Annotated in this window: 15 protein-coding genes; 12 read left to right on the forward strand and 3 right to left on the reverse strand. The window is 70.4% G+C overall.

Going from position 1 to position 12,725, the window contains the following annotated elements:
- Together ACFWB8_RS35090 and ACFWB8_RS35095 are read left to right on the forward strand one after the other, a co-directional pair.
- Positions 1–618: RDD family protein (locus ACFWB8_RS35090; protein ID WP_385236723.1), on the forward strand; the 618-nt coding region annotated here is incomplete at its 5' end.
- A 63-nt stretch (positions 619–681) separates the two neighbouring features.
- The gene (locus ACFWB8_RS35095; protein ID WP_385236726.1) at positions 682–1,419 is read left to right on the forward strand and encodes an RDD family protein; all 738 of its coding nucleotides are present in this window, start codon (positions 682–684) and stop codon (positions 1,417–1,419) included.
- A gap of 118 nt (positions 1,420–1,537) precedes the next feature.
- Here the strand turns inward: ACFWB8_RS35095 and ACFWB8_RS35100 are convergent, their stop codons facing one another.
- Positions 1,538–1,840 (reverse strand): hypothetical protein, encoded by a 303-nt coding sequence (locus tag ACFWB8_RS35100; RefSeq protein WP_385236729.1) that lies wholly within the window; start codon positions 1,838–1,840, stop codon positions 1,538–1,540.
- A 382-nt stretch (positions 1,841–2,222) separates the two neighbouring features.
- Here ACFWB8_RS35100 and ACFWB8_RS35105 point away from each other — a divergent pair, with 382 nt between their 5' ends.
- Positions 2,223–4,637 carry an immune inhibitor A domain-containing protein gene (locus ACFWB8_RS35105; RefSeq protein ID WP_385236732.1) on the forward strand — a complete coding sequence of 805 codons (2,415 nt, stop codon included), beginning with the start codon at positions 2,223–2,225 and terminating at the stop codon, positions 4,635–4,637.
- Between the two features lie 121 nt (positions 4,638–4,758).
- The gene (locus ACFWB8_RS35110) at positions 4,759–5,064 is read left to right on the forward strand and encodes a hypothetical protein (RefSeq protein WP_385236735.1); all 306 of its coding nucleotides are present in this window, start codon (positions 4,759–4,761) and stop codon (positions 5,062–5,064) included.
- Here the strand turns inward: ACFWB8_RS35110 and ACFWB8_RS35115 are convergent.
- On the reverse strand, positions 5,061–5,651 hold the full coding sequence (locus ACFWB8_RS35115) for an isochorismatase family protein (protein WP_385236738.1): 591 nt from the start codon (positions 5,649–5,651) through the stop codon (positions 5,061–5,063). The two genes, ACFWB8_RS35110 and ACFWB8_RS35115, sit on opposite strands and share 4 nt — an antisense overlap.
- 122 nt (positions 5,652–5,773) lie before the next feature.
- A complete protein-coding gene (locus ACFWB8_RS35120; protein ID WP_385236741.1) occupies positions 5,774–7,102 on the reverse strand; it encodes a nicotinate phosphoribosyltransferase in 1,329 nt (442 codons plus the stop codon).
- Between the two features lie 80 nt (positions 7,103–7,182).
- On the opposite strand from ACFWB8_RS35120, the gene clpS reads away from it, so the two are divergent.
- The 8 genes from clpS (at position 7,183) to ACFWB8_RS35160 (ending at position 12,677) form a co-directional block, all read left to right on the forward strand.
- Positions 7,183–7,497 carry an ATP-dependent Clp protease adapter ClpS gene (gene clpS / locus ACFWB8_RS35125; RefSeq protein ID WP_385236744.1) on the forward strand — a complete coding sequence of 105 codons (315 nt, stop codon included), beginning with the start codon at positions 7,183–7,185 and terminating at the stop codon, positions 7,495–7,497.
- Positions 7,497–8,111, forward strand: coding sequence for a DUF2017 domain-containing protein (locus ACFWB8_RS35130; protein ID WP_385236747.1), 615 nt, complete (start codon positions 7,497–7,499; stop codon positions 8,109–8,111). Before clpS ends, ACFWB8_RS35130 begins: the two co-directional genes overlap by 1 nt.
- A gap of 348 nt (positions 8,112–8,459) precedes the next feature.
- The gene (locus ACFWB8_RS35135; protein WP_385236750.1) at positions 8,460–9,908 is read left to right on the forward strand and encodes an amino acid permease; all 1,449 of its coding nucleotides are present in this window, start codon (positions 8,460–8,462) and stop codon (positions 9,906–9,908) included.
- 168 nt (positions 9,909–10,076) lie between these two features.
- A complete protein-coding gene (locus tag ACFWB8_RS35140; protein ID WP_385236753.1) occupies positions 10,077–10,499 on the forward strand; it encodes a Mov34/MPN/PAD-1 family protein in 423 nt (140 codons plus the stop codon).
- A 77-nt stretch (positions 10,500–10,576) separates the two neighbouring features.
- Entirely contained in the window at positions 10,577–10,684 is a 108-nt protein-coding gene (locus ACFWB8_RS35145; protein WP_385236756.1) for a putative leader peptide, read from the forward strand.
- Between the two features lie 114 nt (positions 10,685–10,798).
- Positions 10,799–11,077 carry a MoaD/ThiS family protein gene (locus ACFWB8_RS35150; protein WP_385236759.1) on the forward strand — a complete coding sequence of 93 codons (279 nt, stop codon included), beginning with the start codon at positions 10,799–10,801 and terminating at the stop codon, positions 11,075–11,077.
- The gene (locus ACFWB8_RS35155; protein ID WP_385236762.1) at positions 11,077–12,027 is read left to right on the forward strand and encodes a PLP-dependent cysteine synthase family protein; all 951 of its coding nucleotides are present in this window, start codon (positions 11,077–11,079) and stop codon (positions 12,025–12,027) included. Before ACFWB8_RS35150 ends, ACFWB8_RS35155 begins: the two co-directional genes overlap by 1 nt.
- A 215-nt stretch (positions 12,028–12,242) precedes the next feature.
- The gene (locus ACFWB8_RS35160; protein ID WP_385236765.1) at positions 12,243–12,677 is read left to right on the forward strand and encodes a hypothetical protein; all 435 of its coding nucleotides are present in this window, start codon (positions 12,243–12,245) and stop codon (positions 12,675–12,677) included.
- The last annotated feature ends 48 nt before the right edge of the window (positions 12,678–12,725 follow it).

Below are 12,725 nucleotides of genomic sequence, written 5' to 3' on the forward strand. Positions count from 1 at the left end.
GGCGAGCGGCCCGTCGTGGCCGCGGCCCCCGAGCCCGTCGAGCCCGAGCCCGTCGACCTCCTGCCCGCCGGGCCCGCTGAGCCCGCCGCACCCGAGGCCGCCGCCCCCCGCCGTACCGAACGGGCCGTCTTCGAGCGGATGGCGGAGCGCGCCGTACGCCCCGCCGGGCTGGCGCGACGGGCCGCGGCCCGGCTCGTGGACACCCTCGTGTTCGGCGCCGTCGCCGCGGGGACCGCGCTGCCCCTCGTGCCCGAGACGACCGCGCACCTCCAGGCCAAGGTGGACGCCGCCCGGCTGAGCGGACGGACCACCACCGTGTGGCTTCTCGACGCCGCCGTCTGCGGCCGGCTCGCCCTGGTGCTGGGCGCCGTACTGCTCTTCGGAGTCCTCTACGAGGCCGTGCCGACCGCCCGTTGGGGCCGCACCCCGGGCAAGAAGCTGTTCGGCGTACGGGTCCTGGCCACCGCCACGCTGCGCCCGCCCACCTTCGGCGCGGCCCTGCGGCGCTGGTTGGTCTACGCCTTCCTCGGCCTCCCGGGCAGCCTCCGGTGCCTCGTGGACCGGCCCCGCCGCCAGGCCTGGCACGACAAGGCCGCCCGCACGTACGTCTCCCGCTAGGCCCGTGCCCCGAACGGACGCGGTCCCGTTGCGGGGACGGCGCGGCCGGGTTCGACTCGGGCCATGAGTACCGACCAGCCGCCGCCGGGCGAGCCGCCCGAGGAGGACCCGTTCCTCAAGAAGCCACAGGGACCGACGCCCCCGTCGGGCGGTTCGCCGTACGGCTCGCCGCCCCCCGGCGGCGGAGGCTTCCCGCCCCCGCCTCCCCCGTCCGGGGGCGGGGGCGGCGGGGGCGGATATCCGCCCCCGCCTCCCCCGTACGACGGCGGTGGTGACCCGTACGGCGGCGGCGGTGGCTACGGCATGCCCGACCCGCTCGCCGGCATGCCGCCGCTCGCCGACTTCGGCAAGCGGCTCGCCGCCCGCATCATCGACGTGGTGATCGTCGCCGTCCCGCTGTTCCTGATCCAGCTGGCCTTCGGCGCGAACCGCTACACCGTCGAGACGGACAAGGGCGAGGACGTCAGCGAGGTCATCACCAAGTCCTACAGCGGCAGCGGCCTGATCATGACCCTGATCTCGATCGCCGCGTACGTCGGCTACGACTGGTTGCTGACGAAGAAGAACGGCCAGACCCTCGGCAAGAAGTGGATGGGCCTGCGCGTCGCGATGCTCAACGACGGCAGCGTCCCGCAGTCCAACGCCGCGCTGGCCCGCGCCGCCGTGCTCTGGCTGCCGACGCTGATCTGCTGCTTCTGCCTGTGGCCGATCGCGCTGGTCATCTCGATGCTCGTCGACAAGCCGTACAAGCAGGGCCTGCACGACAAGGTCGGCAAGACCGTGGTGGTCCGCGTCACATAAGACCCGCACGGCGCAGCGCTCGGAGCGACGCGGGCGGCCCTCCCCACCGGGAGGCCGTCCGCGCCGCGTTGTGCGCGGCTTCGTACGCCGCGTCGTGCGGCGGAGGCGGCGCGCGCCGTCAGTGGTGGACGGGGTGTTCGGCCGCGGCCGTCCGGGGTTCGGGTACCCGGGCGGCCGCCGTCGCGTTCGCGTCCGGGCCGGCGGGGGCGGCCGCGGGGCCCGTACGCCCCGCCGCGTGCCTCCCGCGCCGCCGTGGGAGGGGCACGGTGAGCGCGACGAGGAGCCCGAGCGCGAGCGCGGCCGCGGAGATGACCGCGACTCCGAGCCCGGTGCTCGTCTGCGAGAGCAGCAGCATGGCGATCGTCGACACGATGACGGTGGCGGACCCGTAGGCGAGCTGTGCGGCAGTCGGACGCGGCATGGCGATATCCGTCCTCAAGGCGGGAGGGGGAGTCGGCTCAACTCGGTCGCGCGTCAAGTGACTCTACGACGGTGGATGCCCGAGCGGAACTACCGGTAAGCACGACCTAACCCACGGTGCCGGAGCACGGGGGGCGCACGGGGGTCATTCTCCGGTGATCCTCAAGGTCGGGAAGTGCCGTTCGCCCCTTATGACCGTGGAACGTCCGAATAGCGGAACTCCTTGCCCGCATAGTGCAGTTGTAAGGAACAAGTCAAGGTCTGTCTTTTCTTTCGACTCTCCGGTCAAATGTCGTCACTTGAGACGCGCGCCGCGCGGAACCCCCCGCTCCAATGGAGACGTTCCGACCTATGTCGCGGCCGCGGGAGGGGAACGACATCAAGTGACCGGCAATTCCGTGAGACGACGAGCGCTGCGTGCCACCGCAGTCGCCGTGACCCTGGCCGCCACGGCGGCCACCGGCGCCGCCTTCACCACCGCACAGGCCACCGTCGCGGGACAGACCCCCGCGCCGGCCGCCAACCACGAGGACCCGACCGCTCCCGCCAAGGAGAAGGTCGAGCACAACCTCAAGGGCCCGTTCAGCGACCAGCAGGCGCAGCAGCGCGAGGCCGCGCTGGAGCAGGTGCTGAGCGGCAAGAAGGACGTCGAGCAGCGCGGTGCCTCGAAGGTCGTCAAGCTCGACGACAAGAAGTACGTCGAGCTCGGCCGCGAGAAGACCGACAAGATCTTCACGATCCTCGTCGAGTTCGGCGACCAGGTCGACAACACGACCATGTTCGACCCGGACGGCCCGACCGGCCCCAAGCCCCCGGCTCCGAAGTACGGTGGCACCCCCGGCCCGATGCACAACACCATCGCGCAGCCGGACCGCGCCACGAACAACAGCACCGCGTGGCGCAAGGACTTCAGCCGCGACTACTTCCAGGACCTGTACTTCGGTACCGGCCAGGGCAAGAACTCGCTGAAGACCTACTACGAGAAGACCTCCTCGGGTCGCTACTCGGTCGACGGTCAGGTCGCCGACTGGGTCAAGATCCCGAACAACGAGGCCCGTTACGGCTCGAACTACTGCGGCCAGACCAACTGCTCCAACGTGTGGGACACCGTCCGTGACGGCGTCACCGCGTGGGCGGAGGCCCAGAAGAAGGCCGGCAAGACCGACGCCGAGATCAAGGCGCAGCTGTCCCAGTACGACCAGTGGGACCGCAACGACTTCGACGGCGACGGCAACTTCAACGAGCCCGACGGCTACATCGACCACTTCCAGATCGTCCACGCGGGCGAGGACGAGTCGGCCGGCGGCGGCGTGCAGGGCACGAACGCCCTGTGGGCGCACCGCTGGTACGCCTACGGCACCGACGCGGGCAAGACCGGCCCGGCGAACAACAAGGCCGGCGGCACCCAGATCGGCAACACCGGCCTGTGGGTCGGCGACTACACGATGCAGCCGGAGAACGGCGGCCTCGGCGTCTTCGCGCACGAGTACGGCCACGACCTGGGCCTGCCGGACCTCTACGACACCTCCGGTGGCGGCGAGAACTCGGTCGGCTTCTGGTCCCTGATGTCGGCGGGCTCCTGGCTCGGCAACGGCAAGGACTCCATAGGCGACCTCCCGGGCGACATGACTGCCTGGGACAAGCTCCAGCTGGGCTGGCTGAACTACGACACGGCCAAGGCCGCGACGAAGTCCACCCACAAGCTGGGCGTTTCGGCGTTCAACACCAAGGACAAGCAGGCCCTGGTCGTCGAGCTGCCCAAGAAGCAGGTCCAGACCGACATCGTCGCTCCCGCCGAGGGTTCCTCGCAGTGGTGGAGCAACATGGGTGACGACCTCAAGAACACCCTCACCCGGTCGCTCGACCTCACCGGCAAGTCCTCCGCGGCCCTGTCCCTCAAGGGCTGGTGGGACATCGAGGCGGACTACGACTTCCTCTACACCGAGGTGTCCACGGACGGCGGCGCCACCTGGACCGCGCTGGCCGGCACCGCCGACGGTGCGGCCATCCCGGCCGACGCCTCCGGCAGCCCCTCGCTGACCGGCGTCTCCGGCGCCTGGAAGTCGCTGAACTACCCGCTCGACGCCTACGCGGGCAAGAAGATCGACCTCCGCTTCCGCTACCAGACGGACGGCGGCGCGGGCGGCAAGGGCTTCACGGCCGACGCCGTCAACGTCACCGCGGACGGCTCCAGCCTGTTCACCGACGGCGCCGAGAACGGCGACAACGGCTGGACCGGCAAGGGCTTCTCGCGCATCGGCGCCGGTTTCACCAAGGAGTACCCGCAGTACTACCTGGCCGAGAACCGCCGCTACGTCTCGTACGACTCGACCCTCAAGGTCGGCCCGTACAACTTCGGCTTCAGCAACACCAAGCCGAACTGGGTGGAGCACTACCCGTACCAGGACGGCCTGCTGATCTGGCTCTGGGACAAGTCCCAGAAGGACAACAACACCAGCCAGCACCCGGGCTCCGGTCTGATCCTTCCGATCGACGCCAACGCCAAGCCGATGAAGTGGTCGGACGGCACCCTGCTGCGGAACAAGATCCAGCCGTACGACGCTCCGTTCAGCGCGTACTCCACGGACGCGTTCACCCTGCACAAGAACGGCGAGGCGCTCTTCCTCAAGCCGAAGCCCGCCAACCTGGTCTTCGACGACCACAAGGGCAAGTACTACTACGACGAGAACCCGACCGGTTCGGTGAAGGTCGCTGACACCAACACCAAGATCAAGATCGTCAAGGAGCCGTACGACGGTCTCCAGATGACGGTCGAGGTCGGCCCCGCCGCGAAGTAGTCGATAAAACCGCAGGTCAAAGCATGATCGGCCGTCGCCCTCTAGCGGGCGGCGGCCGATCGCGTTTAGATGCGTGGTGCGAGTTCTTATTGACAGGGGAGACACGGGGGAGCTGAGGATCATGCCCGGTGGAGGTTTCGTGAGATTGCCAGGCGGCAGCGTCGTGGTCGCGCTCACGCTGCCCAGACCGACCGGTGAGGGCGGAAACGTACGGGTGCTCGTACACGCCGCGAACCGGGCCCGCGCCCTGACCAGGCTGCGGAACCTCGGGATGCGGGCGGTGTACCTGCGCGGCAACGCCCAGCCGCCGAGCCCGGACGAGGTCACCGCCGTCCTGCACCACCCGGACGGCTTGCTCTGGCGCTGCGCCCCGGACCGGGCGGCCGAGCTGTGGCACCCGATCCGGGCCCTCCTGGGGGGCGCCTAGGCGCCGCGGCCCGTCAGGGTCACCCCGGCCGCGCGGAGCTCCTCCAGGGCCCGTGCGGCGCTCTGGGGGGCCACTGCCGCCGTCAGGTCCAGCAGCACGCGGGTGGTGAAACCGGCGCGGGCCGCGTCCAGGGCCGTGGCCTTCACGCAGTGGTCGGTCGCGATGCCGACGACGTCGACCTCGGTCACCTCGCGCTCGCGCAGCCAGTCGGCCAGGCCCCGCCCGTTCTCGTCGGCCCCCTCGAAACCGCTGTACGCAGCCTCGTACGCCCCCTTGTCGAAGACGGCGGCGACGGCCCCCGAGGCCACGGCGGGAGCGAAGTTCGGGTGGAACCCGACGCCCTCGGTCCCCGCGACGCAGTGCACCGGCCAGGAGGTCTCGTAGTCCGGCCGGGCCGGCGGGTGCGCGAAGTGCGACCCGGGGTCGATGTGGTGGTCGCGGGTGGCGACGACGTGCCGGTAGCCGGCGGTGGCCTGCCCGATGAGCTCGGTGACGGCGGCGGCGACATCCGCCCCGCCGGCGACCGCGAGGCTGCCGCCTTCGCAGAAGTCGTTCTGTACGTCGACGACGATCAGTGCGCGGTGCATGTCCGGTGCCCTTCGGCTCGTGGTGGTGGTGTGCAGCGCCGTTGCCGGGGGCTCTGCCCCCGGACCCCCGCGCCTCAAACTCCCCCCGGACTCCGTCCGGGGGGACCCGGGGTCCGTCCGCGCTACGCGTATTCCGTGGGGATCACGGCCTCGCCCCGCGAGAGCTGCATCGCGGAGAGCGGGAGGCCGGCGCGGGCGGCGCGGTGCCGGTCGCGCGCGGCCTCCAGCGGCTCGCGCGCGACCACCTCGCCGCCCTTCACCAGCTCCACCAGCAGCTGCGCATCGGCCAGGGCCGCCGGCACCGGCCCGGTACCGATCACCTCGGCCTCCGCCACCCCCTCGGCGTCCTGCCGCCGCGCCGCCCACTTGCGGCCGCCGATCGACGTCTTGCCGCCCGAGGACTTCTTCGCCACCGGCGCCAGCGGGGCCTTCGGGTCCGCCGAGACGGCCCGCGCCACCAGCTTGTAGACCATCGAGCACGTCGGGTGCCCGCTGCCCGTCACCAGCTGCGTGCCCACCCCGTACGCGTCCACCGGCGCCGCCGCCAGCGAGGCGATGGCGTACTCGTCCAGGTCCGAGGTCACCACGATCTTCGTGCCCGTCGCCCCCAGCTCGTCCAGCTGCTGCCGCACCCGGTGCGCGACCAGCAGCAGGTCGCCGGAGTCGATGCGCACGGCCCCGAGGCCCTGCCCCGCGACCTCCACGGCCGTCCGTACCGCCTCCGCCACGTCGTACGTGTCCACCAGCAGGGTCGTCCCGCTGCCGAGGGAGGCCACCTGCGCCGTGAAGGCGTCCCGCTCGTTGTCGTGCACCAGGGTGAAGGCGTGGGCGCTCGTGCCGACCGTGGGGATCCCGTACCGGAACCCGGCCGCCAGGTCCGACGTCGAGGTGAAGCCGCCGACGTACGCGGCCCGCGCCGAGGCCACGGCCGCCAGCTCGTGCGTGCGCCGTGCACCCATCTCGATCAGCGGCCGGCCGCCCGCCGCCGAGGACATCCGGGAGGCGGCCGCGGCGATCGCCGAGTCGTGGTTCAGGATCGAGAGGATCACGGTCTCCAGCAGCACGCACTCGGCGAAGCTGCCCTCGACCCGCAGGATCGGCGAGCCCGGGAAGTAGACCTCGCCCTCCGGGTAGCCCCAGATGTCGCCCGAGAAGCGGTACGAGGCCAGCCAGTCGAGCGTGCGCATGTCGACGACGGCCCGCTCGCGCAGGAACTCCAGCACGGCGCTGTCGAAGCGGAAGTTCTCCACCGCGTCCAGCACGCGTCCGGTGCCCGCCACCACGCCGTAGCGCCGCCCCTCGGGCAGCCGCCGGGTGAAGGCCTCGAAGACCGAGCGGCGGTCGGCCGTGCCGTTGGCCAGGGCGGCCTGCAACATCGTGAGCTCGTAATGGTCCGTGAAGAGCGCTGTCGACGGCACGTCCACCGGCAGGCCCAGGTCCGCAGGGTTCATGTCACGGATGCTAGCGCACATCTCGTCAAACTGACGAGATGTAGGGCCCGTTTGTGCGACCGGGCCGTCACGGTGGCAGCATGGGACAAGTGAGTGTTGCTCCCATTGAGATCGAACGCACCGAGTCGGCCGAAGAGACCTTCGCGGTCCCCGAACCCGACGTCCCCTGGGTGACCCTGGTGCACAACGACCCGGTCAACCTCATGAGCTACGTGACGTACGTGTTCCAGGCGTACTTCGGCTACCCCAAGGACAAGGCCACCAGGCTCATGATGGACGTGCACCACAAGGGACGGGCGGTCGTGTCCAGCGGCAGCCGCGAGGAAATGGAGCGCGACGTGCAGGCCATGCACGGCTACGGCCTGTGGGCGACGCTGTCCCAGGACCGGAACTGATGGGCCGCTCCATGGGGACGTTCGAGGCGTTGAAGGGCGGCGGGGCCGCCGCCGCGCTGGACGAGATCGAGATCTCCATCCTGCGCTCCCTGGCCGCGCAGCTGCTGGAGCTCATCGGCCCCGGCGCCCCCGAGCCCGCCGAGGACGCGGACCCGCTCGCCGTGCTGTTCGCCGAGGGGAACGAGGGGCCCACCGAGCCCCCGTCCGACCCCGCGCTGGCCCGGCTCTTCCCCGACGCGTACGGCGGCCCGGGCGCGGGACCCAAGGACGACCCGCAGGAGCTGCGCGCCCGGTCGGCGGAGTTCCGCCGGTTCACCGAGAACGACCTGCGCACCCGCAAGCGGGAGGACGCGCTGGCCGTCGTGCGCAGCCTGGACGGGCTCACCCCGGCCGGCGACGGGGCGGCCGTGCTGGAGCTGACCGGCGAGCTCCCGATGCGCTGGCTCGGGGCGCTGAACGACCTGCGGCTCACGCTCGCGGCCCGGCTCGACATCACCGAGGACGACGAGAGCGAGCTGCTCTTCCGGCTTCCGGACGATGATCCGCGCAAGCCGATGGTGATGGCGTACCTCTGGCTGGGTGGACTGCAGGAGAGCCTCATCGAGACCCTCTGACGGCCCCTGGGGGCTTTTGGACCTCTGAGAATCCTCAAGGGCGAGGAGTGTTCGCTCAGCGGACCCTCAAATCCAAATAACGATCAGATCACCGTCATGCGGTGATCTGATGCGTTTCCAGGCCTATGTCCTGAATTGCCCGTGCCTTGTGCCACATTTCGGCTCCCCGCGCACCCGTAAGGCCGTGATAAATCTTCACGACCGCCGACGGGGCGCCACCCATGCCCCCCGGCCCGCTTGAACCGGCTGATCGCCGGCGTGCAACTCCATCCGTATCCGGGGGGATCGAGGACCCGAGCCGCAGCCGGTCGAAGGCGCGGGTCGGCGTGGAGAAAGGCGCACCAAGACATGACCTCTGTGCAGGTCGAGCAGCACGACAAGAACCCGGGCGAGGGCGGCCAGGGCACCGGGGCCGAGGGCGGCGAGGGTTACCACCGCGCACTCGGCGCCCGCCAGATCCAGATGATCGCGATCGGCGGAGCCATCGGCACCGGCCTCTTCCTGGGCGCCGGCAAGGCGATCTCCAAGGCCGGACCGAGTCTGATCCTGGCCTACGCCATCGCCGGCCTGGTCATCTTCTTCATCATGCGGGCCCTGGGCGAGCTGCTCATGTACCGCCCCGTCTCCGGTTCCTTCTCGGACTACGCCCGCGAGTTCCTGGGCCCGTTCTGGGGGTACGTGACCGGCTGGACGTACTGGCTCTTCTGGGTGGTCACCGGCATCACCGAGGTGACGGCGGCCGCGCAGTACATGTCGTACTGGACCCACGACAGCTTCCCGCAGTGGGCGTACGCGCTGATCTTCACCGTCATCCTGTACGCCGCGAACCTCATCTCCGTGAAGCTCTTCGGCGAGCTGGAGTTCTGGTTCTCCATGGTCAAGGTCACCGCCATCGTCGGCATGATCCTGATCTGCGCCGGCATCCTGACCATCGGCTTCTCCGACGCCGCCGCCACCGCCTCCGTCTCCAACCTGTGGAGCGACCGCGGCTTCTTCCCCAACGGCATCGGCGAGACGCTGATGACCCTGCAGATCGTGATGTTCGCCTTCCTGGCGGTCGAGCTGGTCGGCGTCACCGCCGGCGAGTCCAAGGACCCCGCGAAGACCCTGCCCAAGGCCATCAACACCGTGCCGTGGCGCATCGCCGTCTTCTACGTCGGCGCGCTCATCATGATCATGTCGGTCATCCCGTGGTCCAACTTCAAGGCGGGCGAGAGCCCCTTCGTCCTGGCCTTCGAGAAGATGGGCCTGGGCGTCGGCGCCGCGATCGTCAACTTCGTCGTCCTGACGGCCGCCCTGTCCTCCTGCAACTCGGGCATGTACTCCACCGGCCGCATGCTGCGCGACCTCGCGCTCAACGGCCAGGGCCCGAAGTTCTTCACCAAGCTCACCAAGAGCGGCACCCCGCTGGTGGGCACCACCTTCTCCGCCGCGCTGATGCTGGTGGGCGTCTGGATCAACTACGTCGCCCCGGGCAAGGCCTTCGACTACGTCGTCTCCTTCGCCACCATCTCCGGCATGTGGGCCTGGATCATGATCCTGGTCTGCCAGATCCGCTACCGCGCCAAGGCCGACCGCGGCGAGCTGCCGCAGTCCGCCTTCCGCGCGCCCGGTGCCCCGTGGAGCAGCTGGTTCGCCCTGCTCTTCATCGGCATGGTCATCGTGATGATGGGCATCGACAAGGACTCCCGCGTCTCGCTGTACTGCGCCCCGCTGTGGGGCCTGATCCTCGGTGTCTCCTACCTGGTGATGAAGTCCCGCGACCCGCGCGGCGCGGCCTTCAACAAGGCCGCCTGAAAGGCCTGCCGAAAGGCTCCCAGAAGACCCTCTGACGCCTGCGGGGCCACGGGTCCCGGCCGCCTGCCGCGGCCGGGAAACGTGCCCCCGCAGGGCTCGTGTCCAGCATTCGGGCCCTCCTGTACCGCTCCTCGGTACGGGAGGGCCCGTCTGCTTATCCTGTCGCTCATGCTGACCCTCACCCAGGCCCTGTACGACCGGATCGTCGAGCACGCCCGCCAGGACCACCCCGACGAGGCGTGCGGCGTGGTCGCCGGCCCGGCGGGCACCGACCGCCCGGAGCGGTTCATCCCGATGCTGAACGCGGCCCGCTCGCCCACGTTCTACGAGTTCGACTCGAAGGACCTGCTGAAGCTCTACCGCGAGCTGGACGACCGGGACGAGGAGCCGGTGATCGTCTACCACTCGCACACCGCGACCGAGGCCTACCCCTCGCGCACCGACGTCACCTACGCGAACGAGCCCGGCGCGCACTACGTGCTGGTCTCCACGGCGGACAAGGACGGCCTCGGGGAGTTCCAGTTCCGCTCCTACCGGATCGTCGACGGCGTGATCGCGGAGGAGGAAGTGCAGGTCGTCGAGGGCTACTGACCAGCATGTGAGCCTCTGAAGTCCACGATGCGGGATCACACTCCAAACGGGGGACCGGGAATCGTTAACATGACCGCATGGTTCCCCCCGACGTGAGCATCGAGACGCCCGGCAGCCCGCTGCTCGTGGCGCGGCTGCACGTCGACCTGTGCCGCCTCGCCAGCGCCATCTGTCCGGCTGCCTGACCCCCACGGCCCCCGCGCGCGGGGCAGCGAGCCGCGAGTACCACGCGCCGCCACGCCTGACGCTGACTTCCCTCAGTCCTCTTCCGCACCTTCGTCACCACACTGGAGCCCGCCATGGCCATCGAGGTCCGCATCCCGACCATCCTCCGCACCTACACCGACGGCGCGAAGGCCGTGACGGGCGAGGGCGCCACCCTCTCCGAGCTCTTCTCCGACCTGGAGACCCGCCACAAGGGCATCGAGGAGCGCATCGTGGACGGCGGGGCGCTGCGCCGCTTCGTCAACGTGTACCTCAACGACGAGGACGTCCGCTTCCTCGACGGCATCTCCACCGAGCTCAAGGACGGCGACAACGTCACCATCCTCCCGGCCGTGGCCGGCGGCTCGAAGTAATGCGCTACGACTCCCCGCTGGCCGCGGTCGGCAACACGCCGCTCGTCCGGCTGCCCCGGCTCTCGCCCTCGGACGACGTCCGGATCTGGGCGAAGCTGGAGGACCGCAACCCGACCGGCTCGATCAAGGACCGCCCCGCGCTCCACATGGTCGAGCAGGCGGAGAAGGACGGCCGCCTGTTCCCCGGCTGCACGATCCTCGAGCCCACCTCCGGCAACACCGGCATCTCCCTGGCGATGGCGGCGAAGCTCAAGGGCTACCGGATCGTGTGCGTGATGCCGGAGAACACCTCGCACGAGCGGCGGGACCTGCTGGCCATGTGGGGAGCCGAGATCATCTCGTCGCCGGCGGCGGGCGGCTCCAACACCGCCGTACGGGTGGCCAAGGAGCTGGCGGCGGAGCACCCGGACTGGGTGATGCTCTACCAGTACGGCAACCCGGACAACGCGGGCGCGCACTACGCGACGACGGGCCCCGAGATCCTGCGGGACCTCCCGTCGATCACCCACTTCGTGGCGGGGCTCGGCACCACCGGCACGCTGATGGGCGTCGGCCGCTACCTGCGGGAGCACGTGCCCGGGGTGAAGATCGTGGCCGCCGAGCCGCGGTACGACGACCTCGTCTACGGCCTGCGCAACCTCGACGAGGGCTTCGTCCCCGAGCTGTACGACGCCTCCGTGCTGACCACGCGCTTCTCGGTGGGCTCGGCGGACGCGGTGACGCGGACCCGGGAGCTGCTCCAGCAGGAGGGCATCTTCGCGGGCGTCTCCACCGGTGCGGCGCTGCACGCGGCGATCGGCGTCGGCCGCAAGGCGGTGGCGGCGGGGGAGAGCGCGGACATCGTCTTCGTCGTGGCCGACGGTGGCTGGAAGTACCTGTCGACCGGCGTGTACACGGCGGCGACGACGGAGGAAGCGATCGAGGTCCTCCAGGGCCAACTCTGGGCCTGAGGCCCCGCCCCGTACGCACCCTCACGCTTCACGACGCCGCCCGACCCGCAGCACGCGGGCCCGGCGGCGTTCCGGCGTTCGCGGGTCCGGATCCGGGTCCAGGTCCGGCCGGCCGCATGCCGGATTCCCCCGTTCGGCCTCCGTGGGGTCGCCCGCACCGCCGTCCGCGCGCACGCTCGGATACGACCGGTTCCCCACAGCAGGAAGGTGGCGACATGACCACCACCCCCGGCAGTCCTCCCCCCTCGACACCCGCAGGCGCCCGCTCCCCCAACGCGTGGGCCACCGGCGGTACGACGTTCGCCGGTGTCCTGATGGCGGTCATCGGCGTGTTCGGCATCATCGAGGGCATCGCCGCCATCGCCAAGGACGACGTCTACGTGCCGATCGGCGACTACACGTTCAAGTTCGACCTCACCGCGTGGGGCTGGATCCACCTGATCTTCGGCATCATCATCGTCGCCGTCGGCGTCGGCATCCTCAAGGGCGCCGGGTGGAGCCGGATCGCAGGCATCGTCCTGGCCGCACTGTCGGTGCTGCTCCACTTCCTGTGGCTGCCCTACCAGCCCCTGTGGGCGCTCATCGCGATCGCCCTCGGGGTGTTCGTCATCTGGGCCCTGTGCAACGACAAGCCGGCCGCCCGCGTCTGACCACGAGCCCCGCTCGCGCCGTGCCCCGCCGCAGCCGCGGCGGGGCAC

It is taken from the genome of Streptomyces sp. NPDC060031 (genome assembly GCF_042736805.1).
Taxonomy (GTDB): domain Bacteria; phylum Actinomycetota; class Actinomycetes; order Streptomycetales; family Streptomycetaceae; genus Streptomyces.

Excerpts from the sequence above, each read along its gene's own strand:
- ACFWB8_RS35095 (WP_385236726.1), top strand. The coding sequence starts at position 682 with ATGAGTACCGACCAGCCGCCGCCGGGCGAGCCGCCCGAGGAGGACCCG.
- ACFWB8_RS35100 (WP_385236729.1), bottom strand. The coding sequence starts at position 1,840 with ATGCCGCGTCCGACTGCCGCACAGCTCGCCTACGGGTCCGCCACCGTC.
- ACFWB8_RS35110 (WP_385236735.1), top strand. The coding sequence starts at position 4,759 with ATGCCCGGTGGAGGTTTCGTGAGATTGCCAGGCGGCAGCGTCGTGGTC.
- ACFWB8_RS35115 (WP_385236738.1), bottom strand. The coding sequence starts at position 5,651 with ATGCACCGCGCACTGATCGTCGTCGACGTACAGAACGACTTCTGCGAA.
- ACFWB8_RS35120 (WP_385236741.1), bottom strand. The coding sequence starts at position 7,102 with ATGAACCCTGCGGACCTGGGCCTGCCGGTGGACGTGCCGTCGACAGCG.
- clpS (WP_385236744.1), top strand. The coding sequence starts at position 7,183 with ATGGGACAAGTGAGTGTTGCTCCCATTGAGATCGAACGCACCGAGTCG.
- ACFWB8_RS35130 (WP_385236747.1), top strand. The coding sequence starts at position 7,497 with ATGGGCCGCTCCATGGGGACGTTCGAGGCGTTGAAGGGCGGCGGGGCC.
- ACFWB8_RS35135 (WP_385236750.1), top strand. The coding sequence starts at position 8,460 with ATGACCTCTGTGCAGGTCGAGCAGCACGACAAGAACCCGGGCGAGGGC.
- ACFWB8_RS35140 (WP_385236753.1), top strand. The coding sequence starts at position 10,077 with ATGCTGACCCTCACCCAGGCCCTGTACGACCGGATCGTCGAGCACGCC.
- ACFWB8_RS35145 (WP_385236756.1), top strand. The coding sequence starts at position 10,577 with ATGGTTCCCCCCGACGTGAGCATCGAGACGCCCGGCAGCCCGCTGCTC.
- ACFWB8_RS35150 (WP_385236759.1), top strand. The coding sequence starts at position 10,799 with ATGGCCATCGAGGTCCGCATCCCGACCATCCTCCGCACCTACACCGAC.
- ACFWB8_RS35155 (WP_385236762.1), top strand. The coding sequence starts at position 11,077 with ATGCGCTACGACTCCCCGCTGGCCGCGGTCGGCAACACGCCGCTCGTC.
- ACFWB8_RS35160 (WP_385236765.1), top strand. The coding sequence starts at position 12,243 with ATGACCACCACCCCCGGCAGTCCTCCCCCCTCGACACCCGCAGGCGCC.